27 protein-coding genes are annotated in these 23,428 nt (G+C 38.2%); all 27 read right to left on the bottom strand.

What is annotated here, in order from left to right; translation table 11 throughout:
* Positions 1 to 2: 2 nt before the first annotated feature.
* A complete protein-coding gene (locus EV203_RS01195; protein WP_132038925.1) occupies positions 3 to 728 on the bottom strand; it encodes a type IV pilus inner membrane component PilO in 726 nt (241 codons plus the stop codon).
* Positions 729 to 1,262 carry a PilN domain-containing protein gene (locus EV203_RS01190; protein ID WP_132038924.1) on the bottom strand — a complete coding sequence of 178 codons (534 nt, stop codon included), beginning with the start codon at positions 1,260 to 1,262 and terminating at the stop codon, positions 729 to 731.
* Between the two features lies 1 nt (position 1,263).
* Entirely contained in the window at positions 1,264 to 2,205 is a 942-nt protein-coding gene (gene pilM / locus EV203_RS01185; RefSeq protein ID WP_009610695.1) for a type IV pilus assembly protein PilM, read from the bottom strand.
* 10 nt (positions 2,206 to 2,215) lie between these two features.
* Positions 2,216 to 2,476 carry a late competence development ComFB family protein gene (locus EV203_RS01180; protein ID WP_011025589.1) on the bottom strand — a complete coding sequence of 87 codons (261 nt, stop codon included), beginning with the start codon at positions 2,474 to 2,476 and terminating at the stop codon, positions 2,216 to 2,218.
* Between the two features lie 25 nt (positions 2,477 to 2,501).
* Positions 2,502 to 3,152, bottom strand: a complete 651-nt coding sequence (locus EV203_RS01175; RefSeq protein WP_132038923.1) for a pilus assembly PilX N-terminal domain-containing protein — start codon at positions 3,150 to 3,152, stop codon at positions 2,502 to 2,504.
* Entirely contained in the window at positions 3,142 to 3,651 is a 510-nt protein-coding gene (locus tag EV203_RS01170) for a PilW family protein (protein ID WP_022588228.1), read from the bottom strand. Before EV203_RS01170 ends, EV203_RS01175 begins: the two co-directional genes overlap by 11 nt.
* On the bottom strand, positions 3,642 to 4,313 hold the full coding sequence (locus EV203_RS01165) for a type IV pilus modification PilV family protein (RefSeq protein WP_132038922.1): 672 nt from the start codon (positions 4,311 to 4,313) through the stop codon (positions 3,642 to 3,644). Before EV203_RS01165 ends, EV203_RS01170 begins: the two co-directional genes overlap by 10 nt.
* Before the next feature lie 10 nt (positions 4,314 to 4,323).
* A complete protein-coding gene (locus tag EV203_RS01160) occupies positions 4,324 to 4,782 on the bottom strand; it encodes a pilus assembly FimT family protein (protein WP_132038921.1) in 459 nt (152 codons plus the stop codon).
* A 4-nt stretch (positions 4,783 to 4,786) separates the two neighbouring features.
* The gene (locus EV203_RS01155) at positions 4,787 to 5,545 is read right to left on the bottom strand and encodes a prepilin peptidase (protein ID WP_132038920.1); all 759 of its coding nucleotides are present in this window, start codon (positions 5,543 to 5,545) and stop codon (positions 4,787 to 4,789) included.
* A gap of 55 nt (positions 5,546 to 5,600) precedes the next feature.
* On the bottom strand, positions 5,601 to 5,927 hold the full coding sequence (locus EV203_RS01150; protein ID WP_132038919.1) for a competence type IV pilus major pilin ComGC: 327 nt from the start codon (positions 5,925 to 5,927) through the stop codon (positions 5,601 to 5,603).
* A 30-nt stretch (positions 5,928 to 5,957) separates the two neighbouring features.
* On the bottom strand, positions 5,958 to 7,169 hold the full coding sequence (locus EV203_RS01145; protein ID WP_132038918.1) for a type II secretion system F family protein: 1,212 nt from the start codon (positions 7,167 to 7,169) through the stop codon (positions 5,958 to 5,960).
* Between the two features lie 10 nt (positions 7,170 to 7,179).
* A complete protein-coding gene (locus EV203_RS01140) occupies positions 7,180 to 8,229 on the bottom strand; it encodes a type IV pilus twitching motility protein PilT (protein ID WP_132038953.1) in 1,050 nt (349 codons plus the stop codon).
* A gap of 5 nt (positions 8,230 to 8,234) precedes the next feature.
* Entirely contained in the window at positions 8,235 to 9,905 is a 1,671-nt protein-coding gene (gspE, locus tag EV203_RS01135; protein WP_011025581.1) for a type II secretion system ATPase GspE, read from the bottom strand.
* A gap of 17 nt (positions 9,906 to 9,922) precedes the next feature.
* Positions 9,923 to 10,765, bottom strand: a complete 843-nt coding sequence (aroE, locus tag EV203_RS01130; RefSeq protein ID WP_022588220.1) for a shikimate dehydrogenase — start codon at positions 10,763 to 10,765, stop codon at positions 9,923 to 9,925.
* Complete coding sequence (locus EV203_RS01125) at positions 10,755 to 11,255, bottom strand: YqeG family HAD IIIA-type phosphatase (protein ID WP_011025580.1); 501 nt, start codon at positions 11,253 to 11,255, stop codon at positions 10,755 to 10,757. Before EV203_RS01125 ends, aroE begins: the two co-directional genes overlap by 11 nt.
* Before the next feature lie 61 nt (positions 11,256 to 11,316).
* Positions 11,317 to 12,012, bottom strand: a complete 696-nt coding sequence (gene sigK, locus EV203_RS01120; RefSeq protein WP_011025579.1) for an RNA polymerase sporulation sigma factor SigK — start codon at positions 12,010 to 12,012, stop codon at positions 11,317 to 11,319.
* A gap of 72 nt (positions 12,013 to 12,084) precedes the next feature.
* A complete protein-coding gene (locus tag EV203_RS01115) occupies positions 12,085 to 13,683 on the bottom strand; it encodes a peptidoglycan D,D-transpeptidase FtsI family protein (protein ID WP_132038917.1) in 1,599 nt (532 codons plus the stop codon).
* Positions 13,684 to 13,728: 45 nt separating this feature from the next.
* On the bottom strand, positions 13,729 to 14,952 hold the full coding sequence (locus EV203_RS01110; protein WP_009610701.1) for a peptidase U32 family protein: 1,224 nt from the start codon (positions 14,950 to 14,952) through the stop codon (positions 13,729 to 13,731).
* A 3-nt stretch (positions 14,953 to 14,955) separates the two neighbouring features.
* Positions 14,956 to 15,594 (bottom strand): O-methyltransferase, encoded by a 639-nt coding sequence (locus EV203_RS01105; protein ID WP_132038916.1) that lies wholly within the window; start codon positions 15,592 to 15,594, stop codon positions 14,956 to 14,958.
* A 12-nt stretch (positions 15,595 to 15,606) separates the two neighbouring features.
* Positions 15,607 to 16,653 carry an endolytic transglycosylase MltG gene (gene mltG / locus EV203_RS01100; RefSeq protein ID WP_132038915.1) on the bottom strand — a complete coding sequence of 349 codons (1,047 nt, stop codon included), beginning with the start codon at positions 16,651 to 16,653 and terminating at the stop codon, positions 15,607 to 15,609.
* A gap of 81 nt (positions 16,654 to 16,734) precedes the next feature.
* The gene (locus tag EV203_RS01095) at positions 16,735 to 17,205 is read right to left on the bottom strand and encodes a QueT transporter family protein (protein ID WP_011025576.1); all 471 of its coding nucleotides are present in this window, start codon (positions 17,203 to 17,205) and stop codon (positions 16,735 to 16,737) included.
* A 23-nt stretch (positions 17,206 to 17,228) separates the two neighbouring features.
* Positions 17,229 to 18,893 (bottom strand): ribonuclease J, encoded by a 1,665-nt coding sequence (locus tag EV203_RS01090; RefSeq protein ID WP_011025575.1) that lies wholly within the window; start codon positions 18,891 to 18,893, stop codon positions 17,229 to 17,231.
* 86 nt (positions 18,894 to 18,979) lie between these two features.
* The gene (locus tag EV203_RS01085; protein WP_011025574.1) at positions 18,980 to 19,417 is read right to left on the bottom strand and encodes a Fur family transcriptional regulator; all 438 of its coding nucleotides are present in this window, start codon (positions 19,415 to 19,417) and stop codon (positions 18,980 to 18,982) included.
* A 194-nt stretch (positions 19,418 to 19,611) separates the two neighbouring features.
* Positions 19,612 to 19,902 carry a DUF1292 domain-containing protein gene (locus EV203_RS01080; protein ID WP_132038914.1) on the bottom strand — a complete coding sequence of 97 codons (291 nt, stop codon included), beginning with the start codon at positions 19,900 to 19,902 and terminating at the stop codon, positions 19,612 to 19,614.
* A gap of 68 nt (positions 19,903 to 19,970) precedes the next feature.
* Positions 19,971 to 20,390 (bottom strand): Holliday junction resolvase RuvX, encoded by a 420-nt coding sequence (gene ruvX / locus EV203_RS01075; protein WP_011025572.1) that lies wholly within the window; start codon positions 20,388 to 20,390, stop codon positions 19,971 to 19,973.
* A gap of 45 nt (positions 20,391 to 20,435) precedes the next feature.
* Positions 20,436 to 20,690 carry an IreB family regulatory phosphoprotein gene (locus EV203_RS01070; protein ID WP_031314153.1) on the bottom strand — a complete coding sequence of 85 codons (255 nt, stop codon included), beginning with the start codon at positions 20,688 to 20,690 and terminating at the stop codon, positions 20,436 to 20,438.
* A gap of 45 nt (positions 20,691 to 20,735) precedes the next feature.
* Positions 20,736 to 23,372, bottom strand: a complete 2,637-nt coding sequence (gene alaS, locus EV203_RS01065; RefSeq protein ID WP_132038913.1) for an alanine--tRNA ligase — start codon at positions 23,370 to 23,372, stop codon at positions 20,736 to 20,738.
* Positions 23,373 to 23,428 lie beyond the last annotated feature (56 nt).

Raw genomic sequence — 23,428 nt, 5'->3', positions numbered from 1 at the left:
TTTTATGGTTTGGAAGGTATAGCCTCTTTCAAGATTTTTTCTAAAGTATCAGATATTACTTTGTTCACATCTACTGGAGGGGGACTTTCAGTAATACTTTCCCCACTAGCTTTTCCCTCCAATGGTTGAAAAGGATTGGCTTTCCCTTTTGGCGCATTTATCTCCGCCTTTTTTGCTCCGCTGTCTTTCATAGAATAGGCAAAAAGCAATACATTTAAAAACAAATTTTCAGAATTCTGGTCTTTCTGCATTTCAAAAGACTGAATAGTTAGAAGCCTCCTAGACTCCTGTAAAGATTTCATGAAGGAAATAAGCCCATCATAGCTTCCAAAAACTGTAACTGATATGGGAGTCACTGCAAATTCTTCTTTCTGTTCTTTATTTTTTTCCTCTTGACTTGCATTTTCAAAATTAATACTTCTTATTTTTACGCCGGAATCACTTGCCATTCTTTGCAAATCAAGAATTGCAAATTCAGCGTCTTTTTCATCTGGAAGTATTGCGTTCAATTCTTCGACTTCTTTTTCCCACTTCGCCAGACTTTTTTGTAAATTTTCTCCTTTTAAAGAAGAGACCTGTGAAAGAATTTGCCTTTTAAGCTTTATCTCTTGTGATAAATTGTCTATCTCTGAAAGCTTTGGAATCAGATAAAATTGATAGTAAATCGCAAAAAATGCAAAAACCAGAGCAAAATAGATTAAAAATTTTTCTCTCTTTGTAAGTTTCATCTATGATACCACCCTGACCTTTACTTGAACCACATATTTGTATACATTTTTTTCATTAAGCTCTATTAAAAGGGCTTTTACATCTTCGACATAATTTATGCTTCTCAAATTTAGCATAAAAACTGCAACATCGCCCTCATGAAGAGCTTCCCCTTCAATTTCAAGCACCTTGTTGTCATATTTCAAATGAGTTATCGAAACATCTTGAGGAAGGTTAGAAGCGACATCTTCAGAAAGCTTGGCTAAATCTATTTTTCCCTTATTCACCTTATCAATTATGCTTTTTTTCTTTTCTAAATATAAAGACATGTCCTTTATACTCTGCTGAAGCTCTGATACATTCCTGTATTTATTGAGCTCTTCGTTGACAATTTTAAGCTCACCATAAAGCTTGTTCATATAGGCCAAAGGCAAAGCTATTAAGAGGGATATAAAGCCTAAAAGAAAGGTGGCGAAAAAAAGTTTTAAAGCCACTTTTTTCTTCTTTTGTCTTTCTTCTTTTAATTCTGGCGGTATGAGGTTTATGTCCTTCAACTTATTCCCCCCTTAAAAGGCAGCCATAGGCAGGCAAGAAGTATAGATATTTTTCTTCCTCTGGAACGATAACTTCAACCTTAAAATAGTCCTTCACATACTCTTTTAAACCCTTCAATCTTGCATTTCCACCTATCAATAAAATCTTATCTACAGTTTTGTGGTATGTGGCATAGAAAAAGTCAAATATTCGGCTTACCATTTGAAACTCTTCGGAAAAATTTTCCCTAAGAATCTCCTCAATATTTTCAATTTCCCTTGTCTTTTTATACTCTTCCGCTGTATCAAACTCCAAATTAAAAGAACTTGCGATTGCTTGAGTCAATTTTTTGCCGCCAAATTCCAAAAGCTTATTGAGAACAAAATTTCCATGAGATACTAAAGTTACATTTGTGGTAGAAGAACCAAAATCTATTATTGCAACTGTGCCATCTTTTTCTCCGACTTTTTTAAAAGCTTTGTATAAAGAATTTGCGTAAATATCAATAGCTTCCAAGTACAACTTCAAAGCTTCTGAAAGCTTTACATATTTTTCGACTATTTCTTTTGGGGAAGAAGCTACAAGTACTCTCAATTTTTCATCATTGCCTTCCAAAGGGGGTAAAAATTTAAAGTCAATTACATAATTGTATGTATCAGGAATATACTGCTCTACCTCATACTCTAGGGCTTTTTCAACTTCTTCTTCCTTCATTTTAGGCAGCGTAATTTCTCTTAAAATGTTCTGTGAACTTGAAATAGAAAAGCATACCCTTTTCTCTCTTATATTGTTTTCCCTTAAAACCTCTCTGATTGCCTCAGCAACTGTGTTTATGTCCATTATTTTGCCATCTGTTATAACATTAGAAGGAGTCTTCACAAGATATGTACTTCCTAAAAGTCTATTTTTCCTATCTTTTAAAACTATCTTTATATTAGCATTTCCTATCTCAATTCCCAGCATTTTTGCACCCCTAATGGCGAGGATTTTCTTTCACTTTCATAGCAGCCATAGTTATAGCCTTTATTATGTCCACTTCAAACTGCCTCACAAGTTCATTAGTCTTCACATAAAGCTCTCCTTCTTCTGTAACGACATACTTAGGAGGTAAATTATTTAAAGCTAAAGCTTTTATGTCCATCCTGCACCTTTCGCATTTACACACGTCAATGTCCTTCAAAACCCTGTCCATCATCTGTTCAACCGCATCTTCCATGTAATTTTTAAGTTGCATAAAATCCTCTCCTTATTATCCTTGATTAATATTCAACAGGAGTTGAATCTACTACCCACTTCTTTATTATCGGTGAAAACGGTGATACCTTTTCCTTCAGGTACACCTTAGTATTGGCGCTGTTATCATTGCCCATCTTTTGAATAATCACGTTAATTTCAAATTCAATTTCCGCATAACCATAGCGTACGATTTTGTTCATCCTACCTTCCGTCCATACACGTACTTTATAGGTTAAAATTTGCTCTCCTTCATTTTCAAAATTAATTGAAGGAGGAACTATTTCTATACTGTCAATTTTATACTCTTGTCCTGAATCACCCAATGAAATCCACTCCCCTAATGGGATGTCAAGTCCATTATCTAATAAATCTTTTGCACCTTTTTTATATTGAATCTTAGTTGTATTTTTGTTAGTAACTATATTTATCCAAAATTCACCTTTCCCTTTTCCTTTGCCTTTTCCTTGATAAGCATCTTGTAAAGCTATGTTAAATTCATTTTTTACTCGTTCAAGGCCAGCTTCTGCTGCATAAGTAGCTGAGATAGAGTTTGCATAAGCATGGGAAATTTTGTAATTGGTAATAGTTACTTCTAAAATTGCTACAGCTAAAACTGTGAGAATCAAAATTACCATTAAAGTAAAAATTAAAGCAGAACCCCTCTCATTGAACATTTATATCACTCTTTCTTAAAAAAACGTCTGTAGAAAGAGAAAATCTGTTTGATCCATTATCATCACTTTGTCCAATTATTTGGATATTTATCATGTTGTTACTTTTTTTAGTCACCATAAAATCATAAATATTAACAGCTAATTGAAGCTTACTACCTCTACTGTCCGTGTCAGATTCTTTGATATGGGTATAAAGAATAGGTTTTTCTAGCGTTATTGTATAATCACGATACCCTCTATCTGTTAATACCTGTTTTATCGATAGACCACGGCCATTATCAATAATTTCGACTTCAGAAGGCCCTTTTTCTAATAAAGATACAATATAATTCATAGCAAACCTAACATTTTGTTCCACGTCTACGCTATTTTGTGTACTTGAAAATGACTTGTACCCCGAATAATATAAAGATGAATAAACCCCTATCACAATCCCCAATATTGCCAATGTCACAATAAGTTCAATAAGGGTAAATCCTTCTTCTTTTCTTACCACCATTTTAACCACCATGGAACCTTAACACCAGCGATTTCTGAAGCTTTTGTCCCGATTGCTTTTAAACTAGTAACTCCATTTTTTATCATGTTAACAATAGTATCTGCTATAGTCAAAATTTTTGTTTTAGTAATCTCATTCCACCCCAATGTAACTATAACAACCCCCAAAAATAAAACAGTCCATGCAGCAATTATTCCTATTTTTATTAAGTCCCATATACGCTTTATTACATCATCACTACTGCTACTACCTCCACCTGAGCTTTCCTCAGAGGGTAATTCTACAGGAACATGAGAAGTAATTTCTGTTGCAGGCGCCATAATATAAAGTGTATACATAGGAGTGTTTGAATCAATTTTCCCTACTTTAATCTGATACTGAGAAAGTTCTCCTGTGGAAGTTTGCTGTTCAACATAGGCTATAAAACCTTCTTCTTTATACTTAGTTATTATTTCATCAAGGTTTGATACATTTCCCGCTTTTATGTTTTCTGCAATTGTCTGCGCAATAGTGGCTTCTTTTGTCTTTATCTTAGAATCAGCAGAAGTAATAACAGATTGACTAAAAATGCCTAAAAGAGGTATTGCCACTACTGCAAACACAGCTATTGAGACAAGAACCTCTATTAAAGTCATGCCTTTCTTATCTTTTAAAATCTTCATAAAATCACTCCTAATAGTTCTTCCCACTTATCATAATGCGCCCTGTTACTACCGCCACACTTATGTAAATCTCGCTTCCTTTATCATTTTTTAAAGTTATTGTACAAGCTCCAATAGGAGTCCCCATCTGATTAAAGTATATTTCTACCTTTCCCCCATCTTTTTTACTTATCTTAATTCCCTCAGGTAAATTTTTTATCTTGATATTTTCATTGTCATCTTTTCTCTTTATGTAATACCTCGTCCCTGTGTCATCGCTTTCAAAGCGCAATATTTCTCCTTCAAAAATACTTTTTTGCTGTATGTACCTTAAGTCATTTACAACCTCACGTGCAATAAGAGTAAGCCTTACATTTGACTTTGTCGTATCAAAAAAGTCAGTCAAAGGGATAACTATAAGAACTATAATGGACAAAAGTGCCAAAACTGTTACAAGCTCTATTAAAGTTAGCCCCTCTTCCCCCTTCATAAGCTTAGCCCCTTATGAGTTTTAAATAGTAATTTAAAATCTCATATCCGTATAAGATTGAAATAAGCCATCCTAAAGATAGATAAGGTGCAAAAGGTATGTAGTCCTTTCTGCTCTTTATCTTAAAAAGTACAAGTAAAACACCTGCCAAAGCTCCCAACACAACACCCAGCAACAAATTTAAAAGCACAAGCTTCCATCCTATAAAAAAGCCTATAAGAGCCATTAATTTTACATCTCCTCCCCCCATTTCCCCTCCTGAGAGAAAAGAGATGAGAAGGAGTATTCCCCCACCCAGTAAAAGCCCCAGAATGTAGTCTAAAAAGCCATAACTATACATGAGTAGTCTAAAAATTAAAGCACCTATAAATCCAGCTATTATTATGCTATTGGGTATGATTTTGTGTTCCAGATCTATAAAACTTGCTGAAATCAGCACAGAAGAAAGAAACATGTAATAAAAAGCCTTCACGTCCAACCCAAATTTAGAGTAAATTATTACAAATACAATTCCTGTAAGCAGCTCCACAACAGGGTATCTTATTGAAATTTTTTCTCCACAGTACCTGCATCTTCCTTTAAGTAAAATATAACTCAATATTGGTATTAAATCAATACCATTTAATTCATGACCACATCTGGGACAATGGGAGGAAGGGTATATTATGGACTCTTTTCTGGGAACTCTATATATGACCACATTTAAAAAACTTCCTATAATTGTGCCGAATAGAAATATGAGTATGTAAATTAGCATTTTCATGATTAAAATTGCCTCCTAAAAAATAGTAAGGAGGGCACAAAAACGTGCCCTGAAGTTATGGTAAAGTAACTTCGCCAGTAGAAGGATTGTAGTTAAAATCTTTTCCATCCTGAGTTTTTGGTACTTTGTCAATATAGTTAGGAACAAGCTCATTTAATGACTGTGGATATTTTCCTTCATGTTCAACATAATATCTCTCTACTGCATTTTGTAATATCTTTAAATTTGCCTCATCAGCTTTTGCTTTAGCATTTGCCAATGACGTTGTCACTCTCGGCACAGCAATTGCTGCTAGTATTCCTAAAATTGCGATTACAACAATCAACTCAATCAGTGTAAAACCTCTTTCATCCTTATTGAGTGCCTTTACAAACCATTCCATACTCCTTTTTCACCCCCTTTCCCCTTGAATTTACCTTCCAATGAAATTGTATAGTTCAAACAGTGGCATTATTATTGAGACGACTATGAAGCCTACCACTGTTGCAAGCATTAGGATTATAATCGGCTCTAACAAAGTTGTCATCTGGGATACTGCTGTGTCAACTTCTCTGTCAAAAAAGCTAGCCGTCTTCTCAAGTATAGTATCCAAAGCGCCAGAGCTTTCTCCTACACTTATCATCTGAATCACCATGGGTGGGAAAACGCCAATTCTCCTCAAAGGTTCAGATAAAGGTAGACCCTTTTTCACATCTTCCTCTGCCCTTTTTATGCCCTCTGCAACTACTGTGTTGCCCACTACCTTCTCTACTACCTCCAGTGCACTGACAAGCGGGATGCCTGCTCCAATCAAAGTCCCTAAAGTCCTTGCAAACCTTGATGTTATTATCTTTCTATTAAGTACTCCAAAAATAGGCATGTTTAGAAGCATTCTGTCAAAAATTCGCCTTCCCTGAGAAGTCTTTACAAAATTATATATACCATAAACCATAAGGAAAATAAATCCTATGTAAAAATACCAATAGTTAGATATTGAGCTAGCAATTAAGAGCAAAATTCTCGTAGGAAGAGGTAGCTCGACTCCTGCATTCTCAAACATCGCCACGAATATTGGAAGCACATTTGTCAATAAAAACACTACGACAAAAACTGCCACAATGCTCACAATTGCGGGATATGTCAGTGCCGATTTTACTTTCTGATTGAGGTCATTTTCTTTTTCATAGTGGTCTGCCATCTCATTCATTATCCTGTCAAGAGTACCACTGACTTCTCCCGCCTCCACCATGTTATACAAAAGCATTGGAAAAACGTCTTCTCTCTTTCTCATAGCATCAGAAAGGGTACGTCCTTTCTGCACTTCTTCGTACACTTCTGATAAAGCCGTTTTGAGCTTTTTATTACTAACCTGTTCTTTCACTGTCGCAAGAGAAGTCAGAATAGGAATTCCTGCATTTATCAAAGTAGCAAACTGGCGGCAAAAAACTGCAATGTCTTTGACTTTTACCCTTTTAAAAGAGCTAAAATCTAGAATGTCTTTTTTGACTACTTCCTCTTTTATGTCAATTATGTAATAATTTCTCCCCTTCAATATGTCTATGCACTGGGACTTTGAATCTACCTCCAAAGTCCCTGTAATTAAGTTCCCCCCCATGTCCCTTGCTTTGTAAAAGTACAAAGGCATAAAATCACCCCTATATCATGCGTGAAAAGCTCTCCTGGTCAACGCAGTAAGTTAAAGCATCTTCCAAAGAGATAACCCCTGATTTTAAAAGGTGCAAAATAAACATGTCCATAGTAATCATTCCAAATTTACCACCTGTTTGAACTGCCGACTGTATTTGGTAAGTCTTCCCTTCCCTTATGAGATTCCTTATAGCAGGGGTTGCAATCATCACTTCTGTGGCAACAACTCTTCCGCTTCCGTCTTTTTTAGGAATAAGCTGCTGAGATATGATTCCTTCTAATACGTTGGAAAGCTGTATCCTTATTTGCTGTTGCTGATGAGGCGGAAAAACATCAATAATCCTATCAATCGTTTTTACAGCTCCTATTGTGTGAAGAGTGGAAAGAACAAGATGGCCTGTCTCGGCAGCAGTTATTGCGATCTGTATTGTCTCCAAATCCCTCATCTCACCGACAAGTATCACATCCGGGTCTTCTCTTAATGCAGCTCTTAAAGCCGATGCAAAGGATGTAGCATCGTGCCCAATTTCTCTTTGATTTACTATGCTTTTATTGTGCTTGTGCAAATACTCTATAGGGTCCTCCAATGTAAGAATGTGACAAGTCCTTTTAGAATTTATCCAGTCCACCATAGCCGCCAGTGTGGTGGACTTCCCACTTCCCGTAGGTCCTGTAACAAGTATCAATCCCCTCGTTTTCAAAGCCAAATCTTTAAGTATGAGTGGAAGTCCCAGCTCTTCTATAGTAGGTATTCTCAAGGCAACAGACCTTATGGCAAGGCTGTAACTTCCTCTTTGCTTGTACACATTTATTCTAAACCTTCCCAAACCTGTCACAGAATAGGAAAGGTCAATATCCCCATTTTCCTCCAGCTTTTTTAGCTGCTCGCTCGTAAGTAGGTCTTTGACTATCTCCTCTGTATCTTTAGGTGTAAAAGGCTCTCCTTCTAATTTTTGAAGATAGCCGTTAATTCTTACAACAGGTGGAACTCCTACTGTTATGTGTAAATCTGAAGCTTTTTTCTCCACAACCAATTTCAAAAGTTCAATGGTCTCCATCCTCATCATTCCTCATAAGTTAGTCTCACCATCTCTTCGACAGTAGTTTTGCCCTGTAAAATGAGCTTTCTTGCGCTTTCTCTCAAAGTCTTCATGCCATTTTTTATAGCTTTTTCTTCAATCACATCTGAGGAAACCTTTGCATTTATGAGTTCTCTTATGTCAGAAGTCACAGTCATTATCTCGTATATAGGGATACGCCCTCTGTAGCCTGTCCTGTTGCAGACAGGACAGCCTTTGCCTTTATAAAGAGTGACCTCTTCATCTTCCGGAATCCCCAAAATCTCTTTTTCTTCCTTTGAAGCCTTATAGGGAACTTTGCAATTGTCGCACACCTTTCTAGCAAGCCTTTGAGCTATCACTCCCACTACAGAAGAAGCCACCAAATAAGGCTCAATCCCCATATCTATCAGTCTCGTTATCGCACCTGCAGCGTTGTTGGTGTGCAGCGTCGAAAGCACTAAATGACCTGTTATCGCCGCTCTTATGGCGATCTCAGCTGTCTCTGTATCTCTTATCTCCCCAATCATTATTATATCAGGGTCCTGCCTTAAGATGGACCTTAGTGCAGTAGCAAATGTAAGCCCTGCTTTTTCATTTACCTGCACTTGATTTATGCCTTCCAGCGAATACTCAACAGGGTCTTCTACTGTTATTATGTTCACATTGGGCTTATTGAGCTCTCTTAGCATTGCATAAAGAGTAGTAGTTTTACCACTTCCCGTAGGACCTGTTAAAAGCACAATTCCATTGGGTCTTTTTATCAGTTTATCAAAAAGAGGCAAATCCTCCTCATCAAATCCAAGTTGTTCTTTTGTCATCACAAAGTTTTCCTTGTCAAGAAGCCTTAAAACTATCTTTTCGCCAAACACAGTAGGAAGGGAGGAAACCCTTACATCTACGGTTCTGCCTGACACCGTGAAATCAAATCTCCCGTCTTGTGGAAGCCTTCTTTCGGCGATATTCATATTGGCCATTATCTTTATTCTAGTCACAACAGGAGCATGCGTGCTTTTTATAGTCCTCATTGCTTCTGTCAACTGCCCATCTATTCTGAAGCGAATTCTCAAATCCTTTTCTGTCGGCTCAATGTGTATATCTGAGGCTCTGCTTTTCACAGCCTGCTCAATTATAGAATTGACAAATCTTACAGCAGGAGCATTTTGGATTTCTTCCAGCACTTCTTGAGGTAGGCTTTCCTCTTCTTTAAACTCCTTTTTAAATTCCTGAGCCGCTTTTTCTGCCTGTTCTTTGCCATAGATTCTATCTATAGCTTTTAGAATGCTGCTCTCCGATGCAATCAAAGGTTTCACATTTTGTTTAGTTATAATTCTCACATCATCCAAGGCAAAAATATTGAGGGGGTCTGCCATTGCTACATAAAGGCCGTCTTCACTTTTTTTAACAGGGATGAGGAGATGCCTCTTGGCTACAGATTCAGGAACAAGCTTTGCAACCTCAGGGTCAATGTAGTATTTCTGAAGGTCCACATGGGGTATTCCCAGCTGAAATTCAAGGGCTTCTAATATCTGATTTTCTGTCACATACCCGAGCTTTGTAAGGACTTTCCCCAATTTTTCCCCTGTTTTGCTCTGCACTTCCATGGCATGTTTCAGTTGTTCTTCCGTGATAAGTCCCACTTCCACAAGAAGTTCTCCAAGTTTTTTCTTAGCCATAAAAATACCTCTTCCCTCTACATTTCTCCCCTTATTTTCTCATACACAAAGTCTTTGTCAAAAAACTCTCCTGTCCAGAGGTAAAAAGCATAGCTAGCCTGATTCACAAGCATTGAGAGGCCATTTGCGCTTTTTACACCGTTTTTTCTTGCGTACTTTAAAAAAAGCGTCTCAGAAGGATTGTATATTAAATCATACACAAAATTTGCCTTTGCCACTACCTCCTCAGAAACTGGAGAGTTCCCCACTTCAGGATGCATCCCCACAGAAGTTGTGTTTATGAGAATATCAATTTCATTAAATTTTTCCACTTCTTCTATACTGCAGTAATCGCATTTCACCTTAAATTCTTCCCTTATGTATTCTGCCAGCGCTCTCGCTTTATTTAAAGTCCTATTGGCTATTACAATTGATTCTACTCCTTCCCTTGCAAGGGCAAAACATATAGCTTTTGATGCTCCTCCTGCCCCCAGTACAAAGGCTTTTCTTCCTCTTACATCCTCTTTCAACTCTTTTAAGGAATCTATGAATCCCTGTACGTCTGTATTGTAGCCTTTTAAAATCCCATTTTCATTGACAACTGTATTCACAGCTCCAATTTTTTCTGCCTCTTCCGTGACAAAATCCAAATAATTCATTACGCTCTCTTTATGAGGGACAGTCACATTAAATCCCTTTATACCTAAAGCTTTTAGCCCTTTTACAGCATTTTCTAATAACTCAGGGGCTACATCAAAGACCACGTACACTCCATTGAAATTGAGCTTTTCAAAAGAAGAGTTATGTATCAAAGGAGAAAGACTGTGTTTGACTGGATGCCCAATAAGTCCAAAGACCTTTGTGGTGCTGTCAATTTTCATATCCTTCAATCCTCTTTAAAATGATTTTCTCAGCTCTTCTCATAATCTTAGTCCAGGCAAGCTCTTCATCAGACAAAGGTTTTACCAAGATAGTATAAAGTCCGACCCTTTTTCCTCCTAAAATGTCAGTAAATATTTGATCTCCAATTAAGGCTGTCTCATGAGGTTTTGCTCCTAAAAGTTTTAGGGCCTTTTTAAAAGCACCCTTTCTCGGTTTAATTGCCCAGGCAATACCTGGAATTCCAGTTTTTTCTTTGAGCTCATTTACTCTTTTCTTCGTATTATTTGAAACTAAGCAAATTTTAAACCCTTCGTTTTTTGCTCTTTCCAACCATTCAACAGTGTCCTCATCAAGAAATTTTGCTTTTTTTGGCAAAAGAGTGTTATCTATGTCCAGCACAAGGCTAGTAATACCTTTCTTTTTTAGCAAATTCAAGTCGATTTTATGTACACTTTCTACAATCATGTCAGGAATTAGTTTTTCATACATAAGCCCACCTCATTTAGTTAAAATTATATACTACAAAAAAATAGACTGTCAATAAGACAGTTCACATTGAAAGCTCTTTATAAAGCTTATTCAAGGCTTTCTTCTCAATTCTCGATACGTAAGAACGAGAAATTCCAAGCATTTTCGCAATTTCCCTCTGAGTCCTCACTCTTCCATTGTAAAGCCCATATCTCATTTCTATTATCATGCGCTCCCTGTTTTTTAAGACGCTGTTTAACTTACTGTAAAGCTTTTTAATCTGTATCTTCTTTTCCACCTGCTCAGATACCTCATCCTCATCTGTCCCAAGTACATCCATTAGTGAGATTTCATTTCCTTCCTTATCTACCCCTATTGGGTCTTGAAGAAAAACTTCTCCTTTCATCTTTTTCTCTGCCCTTATGGACATGAGGATTTCATTTTCTATGCACTTTGCAGCATATGTGGCAAGATGTGTGCCTTTTTCAAAGTCATAAGTATCTATGGCTTTAATAAGTCCAATTGTCCCTATAGAAATAAGGTCATCTAAATCTCTTCCTGTCCCGCTATACTTTTTTACCACATGAGCGACCAGTCTTAAATTTCTCTCAATCAATATATTCCTTGCCTCTTCGTCTCCTCTTCTGTACGCTTCCAAGTACTTTCTCTCTTCTTCAGGGGATAAAGGGCTTGGAAAAGAATTGGTGTTAGTAAGGTAACCTAAATTCAGTATCTCCTTTACTATGGTTCCTACAAGTGCAGCAATAACTTCCCACACGGCCGCCACCTCTTCTTTTTTAATAAATTACACATTTATTATATGGTTTTATCTGAAAAAGGTGCCTGTACATCAGTATTTAATTATCTCTTCGGCTATTTCTTTGAAAATAGGAGCGGCCTTTATTCCCCCTGTGTCTCCGTTTTTAACAAATACAGCAATAGAATACTTGGGATTTTCATAAGGCACAAAGCCTACAAACCAGGCATGATATATATTTAATTCTTTGTTGACCTCTGCAGAACCTGTCTTTCCAGCACTTTTGCAAAAAGTCTCTGCTCTTTTGCCTGTCCCCTCCGGGTCAACCACCACTTGCCTCATCATATACCTCAAAATTTTGGCTGTGTTACTTTCTAACACTCTATATGATTCTCGAGGCGGAAATCTCTTAACCTCCTCTCCCTTTTCATCCACCACTGCCTCCACAAGACGCGGTACATTCCTTATACCATCATTCGCAATTGTAGCTACTATATCGGCAGCTTGAAGCGGAGTCATCAAAACTTCTCCCTGGCCTATCGAAAGATTTCCAATGCCAGCGCCGTATGTGTCAGAAAGCTTTGGAAGCCTTCCTATTTGCTCCGGTATTGGAAGACCATCGTCTTTCTCTATCCCAAATTTTCTTGCCATGTCTAAAATAGCTTTTGCACCTGTTATCTCCCCTATCCTTATAAAAGTTGTATTGCAGGAAACTGCAAAACCTTTGACTATATTTATCAAGCCATGGCTCTCTCCCTTAAAATCGTGAAAGACAACTCCATTTATATCATAGCTTCCACTGCAGTAAAAAGTATCTTCTAAGCTGACTTTCCCAGATTCTAAAGCTGCCGCAGCAACTATGATTTTAAAAATAGATCCAGGGGGATAGCCAGATACAGCCTTATTTATAAACTCTTCATTAGAGCTTTTTAAATAATCTTCTATCCTGTTCTGGTCAAAATTAGGCCTACTCGCCATCGCTAGTATATTCCCTGTTTTTACCTCCAGTACAACTGCTGCTCCTTCTATCCTACGCCTGTCAAGTACATCTTCCACCACCTTCTGTATATGGTAGTCTAGAGTGGTTTTTACACCAAAAACTTTGTCGTGAACGGTTTGTATTTTTACACCTAATCCCTTTATATAGTCATTTCTGCTGCCATCAGTAAAGACTGCAATGCTGTCGCTGGCATCTGTAGTCAAAACCTCATCAAAAGATTCCTCCAACCCCATCTTTTTATCTCCAAGATATCCTATCACATGCCTTGCAAGAGAGTTTGAAGAATACCTCTGTGGAAGCTCGAGTTTAAAAATTCCAACAGGAAGAGAAAAATCTACATCCCTTCTTATCTCATATCTGATATAGTCTTTATTTCTCTTTAAATCTTCTCTAATCTTTTCGGAAGAAATTTCTGTAATCTCACTGAGTATTTCTGCTGCCCTTTTTTTATCATTTATCATTTTGGGTATTGCAAAGACATACTCTTTGTAGTCTCTATCTGTGAAAGGTATCATGTTTCTATCGTATATATCTCCGCGCTTTTCTGAAATTTTAAAGCTTTTAATTCTCTGTTCCATTGCTTTTTCAGAATAAAAATTATATTTTACTACCTGTATGTAAAAAAGCCTTCCAGCCAATATAAAAATCATAAGGGCCAAAACTATGCGCAAAAAAACTATCCTTTTCTCCATAAAAATAGCTCCTTTCAGGAACCAGTATTCCCAAAAGGAGCTTTTTTAAACATTATTTTTAGATTCTCTTCTTAAAATATAAAGCTCTTCAACAGGATTAACAACAGGAATTTTCACTATCATCTGGGGGTGCGGAGCTACTTCGATCTCTCTTCCTTCCTCATCCCACATCTTCTCAATTTTCTGCTTAAATTGAACCTTAGGCCCTATAACTTCCACTTCATCCCCAACAAACATTCTGTTCCTCTGCTCCACAATCGCTATCCTCGTCTCAGGGTCATATCTCTTGACAATGCCCACAAAGTCATGGGTGCGGATGTACTTAGAAGACTCATAATTTTGAGCATCTGCCCCCGGCCTGCCAAAATAAAAGCCTGTGGTAAATCCTCTGTGGCTTGCCTTCCCCACTTCCTCAAGAAGGCTCCTGTCAAAAACGTAATCCTTCCCTTTTTCAAGGTAATCGTCAATTGCCTTCCTATAAGCCCGTGTAACCACCGCAACGTAATATGCGCTCTTGTTTCTCCCCTCAATTTTAAAACTTGTAACTCCAGCTTCTACCAATTGAGGAATGTACTCTATCATGCACAGGTCTTTTGAATTTAAAATATAAGTGCCTCGCCCGTCTTCTTCAATAGGAAAATACTCTCCCGGCCTTTTTTCTTCCATCAGGTAATATTTCCACCGGCAGGGCTGCGCACATTCCCCTTTGTTGGCGTCTCTTCCTGTCAGGTAATTGCTCAAAAGGCATCGCCCTGAATAGGATATGCACATAGCACCGTGCACAAAAGCCTCCAATTCTAAAGAAGGAGGCGTCTTATCCCTTATCTCTTTTATTTCCTTTAAAGAAAGCTCTCTTGCTAAAATTATTCTCTTTGCACCTAATCTGTGCCAGAAATTTGCAGTCAAGTAATTTACAGTATTAGCCTGAGTGCTTATGTGTACATCTATCTCAGGAGCAATTTCCTTAACTATAGAAAAAACTCCCAAATCAGAGACAATAACAGCATCTACTCCGAGGTCTATAACTTTTTTAATGTATTCCGGCAGCTCTTCTAAATCCTTATTGTGGGGAAAAATATTTATGGTGATATAGGCTTTTCTGTTGCTTTTTTTTAAATATCTAACACCCTCTTTTATCTCATCAAGTGTAAGCCCCACATAGGCTCTTAAGCTGTAATTTTGTCCTCCAAAGTAAACAGCATCTGCTCCGTATTTTACAGCAACCTTTAGCCTTTCCAAATCTCCAACTGGCGCCAAAAGCTCTAACATAAATCACTCCTCCCTAATGCTTAAAGCCAACCCATCTCCTAAAGGCAAAATCACCGTGTAAAAATTCTTGTCCTTTTTCAACACTTCTATAAACTCCCTCATCCTGTACACAATCGTTCTTCTCTTGTGCTTTACATGTTCTTCACCAACTACATAACCCTTGTACAGGATGTTATCCCAGAGGACAATCCCATCTTGTGGAACAAATTCTCTTATCTTTTTGTAAAACTCCAAATACTGGCCCTTTGCCGCATCCACAAAGATAAAATCGTACTCCTTCGTCAGATTGTCCAGTACCTCTTCTGCCTCTCCGCAGATTAAATCAATCCTTCCCTCTATCTTAGCTCTTTTAAAGTTTTTCTTTGCAATCTCAGCAAGGTTTATATCCCTTTCAATTGTAACAATTTTAGAGTTTTGATAGGCCCTTGCCATTATTATGGTGGAATATCCTATGGCTGTTCCTATCTCCAGTATATTAAGAGGCTTTTTAAGCCTCACCATAAAGCTCAAAAAAGCTGCTACTTCAGGTTTTGCTATAGGAATGTAATTTTCTTCTGCAAATTTTCTCAATGGCTTTAAGTCTTCATACAACTCCTCGTGAAAAGACCTTATAAACTGTATATCACGATAGGTTATCTCCATCGCCTCAACCCTTCACTTTTTATTTTGCTCCCTTTCCACTTCTCTTTGAGCTTTTAAATGCTCCTGATAAGTTCTGCTAAAGATGTGTGTTCCATCTCCTCTGGCCACAAAATAATAATAGTCATGTTTAGAAGGATTTAAAGCAGCCTCAATGGATTTAAGTCCGGGATTGCAAATAGGTCCAATAGGAAGCCCGTAATGTTCATAGGTATTATAAGGGGAATCGACTTTTAAGTCCTGATATGAAAGCACTTCCTTATGAGTTCCTAAAGCGTATTCAACAGTAGGACAAAGCTCCAGCTTCATCTTTTTCTTCAGCCTGTTGTAAATAACTCCTGCAATAATAGGCCTCTCCTTGTCTAACACAGCTTCTTTTTCTACAATTGATGCAACAATCACAATCTCATCGGGAGTCATCCCCATTCTTTGAGCGTTGTCTTTGATTACAGTGTTGTACACTTCTTCAAACCTTTTTAACATCATGTTTATTATCTCTTTTTCATCAGCATTTACAGGAATAAAATAGGTATCGGGGAAAAGGTAACCTTCTAATCTATTGGGCCTATCTTTCGGTATGTTTTTTAAGAAACTATATTCAAAATCGCCATTCTGCGCTACTTCTAAAAATTTTTTCTCATCGACAAGCCCTATTTGAGCCAATTTTTTCGCTATATCTTTAACAGTATACCCTTCGGGAATTGTGACTTTAAAAACATCCATTTCAGATTTTCCTGCTGCTATTTTTTCAATAATCTGGTCAACTGTCATATTCTGACTTAATAAATATTTCCCAGCCTTCAGCTTACCATCTGCTTTTAATATTTTTGCCCGCCATGCAAAAAACCACTCATTTTTAATCAAATTTTTTTCTTTCAAAAGCTTTGCTATCTGGTGAGTAGAATAGCCACTGGGTATATTCACAACCACTTCCTCTGATGCCCTTGTAGACACTGGTTTAAAAAGGCTTTGATAATAAAAAGAAGCAGAAACAAAAAGAAAAATTAAAACTATCACAAGTATAAAAAATTTGCTTTTACCTTTTGTTTCGACTTTATTCATCTTATTTCTCTCCTTAGAGGGGTATACATAAATTATACAATTAATTGAAAATAAAAACAAGTAAGCCTAAAAGCTTACTTGTCACAGTGAGTATCTGTCTTTAATCCTTTTATAGGCAATTAAAACAGCATACCCAAATACACCTGTCACAATTGCCTCACTCAATGCAATGTCAATTGCCACAATGTAATAAGGCATTTTTAGGAAATAGCTCACCCATATTGAAACAAACAAAGCGTTCAAAATAATGGGAGGCAAAATAGCCTGATAAAACTTTTTTGCCTTTGATGTAAGGTACGCAGCTATAAGGGTTACAAAACTCCCTCCTAAAATATCTATAATGCCAAAGGGACTCCCTATATTTGCTAAAAGACATCCAATGAAAACACCCCAGATAGCCGCCGGCTCTATCATCGGCAGAACCACCAAAGCCTCTGAAAGCCTAAACTGAATAGGGCCATAGGAGACACTGCCGAGCAAAAAAGTCACTGCAAAATAAATTGCTGCAATAACTCCCGCTTTCGCAATGTATTTTACATCAATTTTACCCATTTTTCCTCTCTCCATTCTTTGTGTTAAATTTCCATTATAATAGGCAGTATCATTGGATTCCTTTTAGTTTTCTCATAGAGGAAATTGCTTAAATTATCCTTTATCATGGATTTTATAGTAGCCCACTCGTTGATTTCTTCTTTTTCACATTTTGCAAGGACTTCTCGTACGATGTTCTTGGACTCCTCCATCAAATCTTCAGACTCTCTCACATACACAAATCCGCGTGAAATAATATCTGGCCCTGCTATCACCGCTCCAGTCTCTTTGGAAATCGTGACAACCACAACTAACAGGCCATCCTGGGCAAGGTGCTTTCTGTCCCGCAGGACTATATTGCCCACATCTCCAACTCCCAATCCGTCCACCAATACCTTACCGGCTGTGACTGTACCTGCAATTCTACCTGAATCTTTCGTAAATTCCAGCACTGTACCGTTGTCCACTACAAAGATGTTCTCCGGCGGCATTCCAAGGCTTTCAGCAAGTTTTGCGTGCTGCACCAGGTGCCTGTACTCGCCGTGAACAGGTATGAAAAATTTCGGCTTTATAAGGGTGTGCAAAAGTTTGATCTCTTCCTGGCATGCATGTCCAGAAACGTGTATATCTGCTAAAGCTTCATATATCACATTGGCACCCTTTTTGAAAAGCTGATTTATAACTCTTGAGATCAATCTTTCATTTCCCGGAATTGGAGAAGCCGAGATTATGACAGTGTCTCCAGGGACAATCTCCACTTTTTTGTGTTCAGAAGAGGCCATTCTGGTAAGTGCCGACATCGGTTCACCTTGACTTCCTGTGGTGATTATCACTACTTTGTTGTGGGGAAGTTTATTCGCCTCATCCAAATCTATCAAAAGCCCTTCTGGCACTGTCAGATATCCAAGCTCCATGGCTACATTCACAACATTTACCATGCTTCTTCCTGATATGGCCACTTTCCTTCCGTACTTCTGTGCGGAATTTATTATCTGCTGAACCCTGTGAATATTTGAAGCAAAAGTGGCTACAATTATCCTCTGCTCAGCCTTTCTGAAAAGATTATCAAAAGTCTCCCCTACTGTTCTTTCAGACATCGTATAGCCCGGCCTTTCAATGTTCGTGCTGTCACACAGCATCACCAGTACGCCCTTTTCTCCCAATTGTGCAAACCGGTGCAAATCCGGCACTTCCCCGTCTATAGGCGTAAAATCGATCTTGAAATCCCCTGAGTGAAAAACCGTACCTACAGGCGTGTGAATAGCCAAAGCTGCTGAATCTGCAATGCTGTGGGAAGTCCTTATAAACTCTACTTTAAACTGGCCGATCTCAACTGTCTCTCTGGGTTTTACAGTGATTAGCTTACTGTCTCTCAAAAGTCCGTGCTCTTTTAATTTGTACTCAACCAACCCAATTGTAAGTCTCGTGCCGTAAATTGGGACGTTGAGCTGTTTCAACACGTAGGGCAGAGCCCCTATGTGGTCTTCGTGGCCATGGGTGAGCACAATTGCTTTAACTTTTTCCCTGTTTTTCAATAAATAAGTAATATCGGGAATGACAAGGTCAATTCCTAACATCTCATCATCAGGGAAAGCGAGGCCACAGTCTACAACTATGATATCATTTCCATACTCGAATACAGTCATGTTTTTGCCAATTTCATTTAATCCGCCCAAAGGAATTATCTTCAGTTTTGCCTTGTGCGCCAAATACCTTTCTCCTTTCGTTAGATATTTTTTTACCCCTCTCCCCTTTAAATAAAAATAGACCCGTACCTTACACCAGTTAATATAAATTATACTTTATTTCTACAATTACTGCAATAACCGTAGAATTTCACGTTGTGGTCAACAATTTCAAAATTCTTCGTCTTCTCAATCAGCTTCTCCAAGTCTTCCAGCAAATCTCCTTCCATTTCTATGACATTTCCGCACTTTAAACATATCAGGTGATGGTGCTGATGAGCATCTTCCTGGTAAAGCTCATACCTGTTCCGTCCCTCATCAAAATTCAATTTATATACAAGTCCCAGTTCCTCAAAAAGCTGTAGAGTCCTGTAAACTGTAGCCAAGCCTATCTCAGGATACTTCCGCTTAACAAGGTCGTATATCTCTTCTGAAGACAGATGTTTATTTTTATTTTCCATTATCACGTCCAGAATTACCCGCCGCTGCGTAGTCAACTTAAAACCCTTCTCTTTCAATTTTTCCTTAAGTTTATCAAATTCATTCACTTTTTTCACCACCAAATTATTTCAACTACAAATAGTTTATGATATTCATTTTCAATTGTCAACAAGTTTTTCTCAAAAAATATCAACTATTATTCGCCGTCTTTAATTTCAATTGAAAACAGACAAAATAAAATTAAGATATACCCAAAAAGGGTATACCTTAATTCCCAATCCCTTTATTCATCAAAATTTAATCACTCATCATCATCATCAAAATCTTCTTCATCATAATAATCTTCATACTCTTCCATCAGCTCATTGTACGCCTCGACAGCATCATTGAACTCATCTTCATCCTCAATCGCTACGAAAATGTCATTGCCATCTTCGTCCTGCTCTACCCTCAGGATATAGGCTTCTTCTCCATCTCCATCCACAGGCACCACAACTGCATATCTGTTGTCATCCACATCAAAGGAGGCTACGAGCTCAAAATCTACCGGATGGCCATGTTCGTCAATCAACTGAATAATTTCTGGTTCCATAAACTTTCACCTCAATTCTACCAAGATAATGTAATTGTATAACATCTCCAGCCAGCTGTCAAGGCTTTTTAGGAATTTTTTTGAGAGTCAAGATAGCTCTGGAGTATTATAGTAGCAGCAAGTTTGTCAATCACCTTTTTCCGCTTTCCCCTTGACATGTCCACTCCTTCTATCAAAAACCTTTCCGCCTGAAGGGTAGTAAGCCTTTCATCCCAAAATACAACAGGAATTCTTAACACCTCTCTTAATTTTTCTCCAAACTTAATGACTTTTTCCCCCTGAGGTCCTATTGAACCGTTCATGTTTTTTGGAAGACCCACCACAACTTTTTCTACGCTATATTTTTTCACAATTTCCTCTATTGCTTTCACATCTTCTACAAAACTTTTTCTTCTTATAGTTGTAATCCCCTGGGCAATTGTTGAAGAAACATCGCTTATTGCCACTCCAATGGTCTTGTCTCCTACGTCCAATCCCAATACTCTCAAGTTACACCCCGTCCTTAAAAAAATGCCTCACGCGAGGTGAGGCATTTATTCTTTGCTCAAGTAACTTTTTAGAAGTTCTTCCACCAGCTCATCTCTTTCTATTTTTCTTATGAGGTTTCTAGCATTTTTGTGGCTAGTGATGTAAGTAGGGTCTCCAGAGAGAATGTACCCAACTATTTGGTTGACAGGGTCGTACCCTTTTTCTGAAAGCGCCTCGTAAACTGCTTCTAAAATCTCTTTCACAGATTTTTTGTCCTTAGACACAGTGTACTTTATGGTCTGCTCATTTTTTTCAACCAATGCAATCACCTCTGACTCTATCATACCCCATCAAGAAGGCCACAGTCAAGCCTTTAACTGTCCTTTTACAATTTCAATAGCTTTTTCCAGAGCCTCTTTCACCTTTGAAATATTTTTGCCTGTTCCCTGGGCCATTTCTGCTCTTCCGCCGCCATTCCCCTCGGCTATGCTGCATGTCTCTTTAATAACTGCTCCCATGTTTACGCCTTTTTCTACAGCATCTTTTGTGGCCATTCCTACAAACAAGGCTTTATCTTTAGAGGAAGAAGCTAAAATCACAGCTGCGCTCTTCAACCTATCTTTAAGAATATCTCCTAAAGTCTTTAAAGCCTCCATATCGTAATCTTCCACTCTGGAAGCTATGACTTTGACGCCATCTACAGAAATAGCCGAATCTATCAGGGTTTCTGCTAAAATGCTTGCAATCTTTGTCTTTAAACCCTCTATTTCTCTTTCTTTGTCCTTTAATGACTGCTGCAAGTTCTCTATCTTTGAAACTACTTCTTTTTCCTGCGCCTTTAAAGTTTCAGAAACTCTATCTAATATTTCTTTCTGCTCATTTAAATATTTGATGGCCTCTATACCTGTTAAAGCCTCTATTCGCCTTAATCCAGCTCCTACTGCGCTTTCTGATACAATTTTAAAAATTCCTATTTCGCTGGTATTCTTTACATGTGTACCCCCGCAAAGTTCCATGCTGTAGTCATCAATTTTCACAACTCTTACTTTGTCCCCGTACTTTTCTGTAAAGAGAGCTACAGCTCCTTCTTTCAAGGCATCTTCGTAATTTTTCTCTTCAACTACTACAGGAAGCTGCTCGTATATCTTTTCATTAACCCTTTCTTCTATCTTTTTAAGCTCCTCTTTTGAGACTGCCTGATAGTGCGAAAAATCAAATCTCAATCTATCGTATGCGACAAGCGAACCCGACTGATTGACATGGTCACCTAAAACTTCTTTCAAAGCTTTGTGGAGAAGGTGTGTAGCAGTGTGGTTTCTCGCAGCACCTTTTCTCTTTGAGACATCAATCTTAGCTACTACTTTATCTCCAACCGAAATTAATCCTCTCTCCACAGTGCCAATGTGTATGAACTTGTCCCCTACCTTTTTGCAGTCATTCACTTTTATTAATGTGTCCTCTCCTTCAATGACCCCGCTATCTCCTACCTGTCCGCCACTTTCAGCATAAAAAGGCGTCACATCTAAAATTATACTTACATCGTCCCCTGCTTCTGCCTGCTCTACCACTTCATTGTCCTTCACGATAGCTAACACTTTAGCCTCACTTTCATAAACCTCATATCCCACAAACTTCGTAGAAATATCTCCCAAAGTGGAGTATATGTCCTGCTCCCACAGGCTATTGTCTTCTTTTCTGCTGCTTCTAGCTCTTATCCTCTGCTTTTCAAGCTCTTCTTTATATCCTTCCTCATCAATTGTAATGCCTGATTCTTGCAGTATTTCTTTTGTCAAATCCAAGGGGAATCCATAAGTGTCGTAAAGTTTGAAGGCTTTTGCACCTTCTAATACAGTCTTCCCTTGGGCTTTGAGTTCATTTATATAATCCTGTAAGATGGCAAGCCCTTGATCTACCGTCTCTTTAAACCTCTCTTCTTCCAGCTTTATAATCCTCTTTATATAATCTTTTCTCTCAATTATTTCCGGGTAAGCTCCTCCGTAATTTTCTACAACAGAATCTACTACTTTGTACAGGAAAGCATCATTTAATCCCAAAAGCTTGCCATGCCTTGCAGCTCTTCTAAGAAGTCTTCTTAACACATAGCCCCTTCCCTCGTTGGAGGGGAGGATTCCATCGGAAATCATAAAGGTAATGCCTCTTATGTGGTCTGTGATAACCCTTATAGACACATCCTTATCAGCATCTTTGCCATACTCTACCTCTGCAAGGTCTGATATAAAGTCGCGAATGCCTCTTATCACGTCCACATCAAAAATCGTATCTACTCCCTGCATTATTGCTGCTATTCTCTCAAGCCCCATTCCTGTATCTATATTGGGATTGGGAAGTCTGTGATAATTGCCCTGCTCATCTTTGTTAAACTGAGTGAAAACTAAGTTCCAGAATTCCACATACCTGTCGCAATCGTCACACCCAATTCCGCAATCGGGTTTGCCACATCCTTTTTCTTCTCCCCTGTCAAAATAAATCTCTGAACAGGGCCCGCAGGGACCTGTACCTATCTCCCAGAAATTATCTTCTTTGCCCATTCTCACTATTCTCTCCGGCGGAAGCCCTACTATCTTATTCCATATTTCAAAAGCTTCATCATCCTCTTCGTAAATGGTTACCCACAGCCTGTCAACAGGAAGCTTTAAAACTTCAGTGACAAACTCCCAAGCCCAAGGAATAGCCTCTTGTTTAAAATAATCTCCAAAAGAGAAATTTCCGAGCATCTCAAAGAAAGTGGCATGCCTTGCAGTTTTCCCTACTCTTTCAATGTCAGGCGTCCTTATACACCTCTGACAGGTAGTAACTCTTCTGCTTGGTGGCGTTTCCTTCCCCGTAAAATAGGGTTTTAAAGGCGCCATACCAGAGTTTATTAAGAGCAAACTTTTATCATTTTTAGGAACTAAAGAAAAACTTGGAAGCCTTAAATGCCCTTTGCTCTCAAAGAAGCTCAAAAATTTTTCCCTGATTTCATTCATCCCGAGCTTTTCCATAAAAATCCTCCCCTTTTATACAATAAAACCGTCCCGAACAGGCAGGGGGACGGGCT

It is taken from the genome of Caldanaerobacter subterraneus (assembly GCF_004345675.1).
In the GTDB taxonomy this organism is placed as follows: domain Bacteria; phylum Bacillota; class Thermoanaerobacteria; order Thermoanaerobacterales; family Thermoanaerobacteraceae; genus Thermoanaerobacter; species Thermoanaerobacter subterraneus.
The sequence above is the reverse complement of the archived record's forward strand: the minus strand, read 5'-3'. Positions and strand labels throughout refer to the sequence as shown.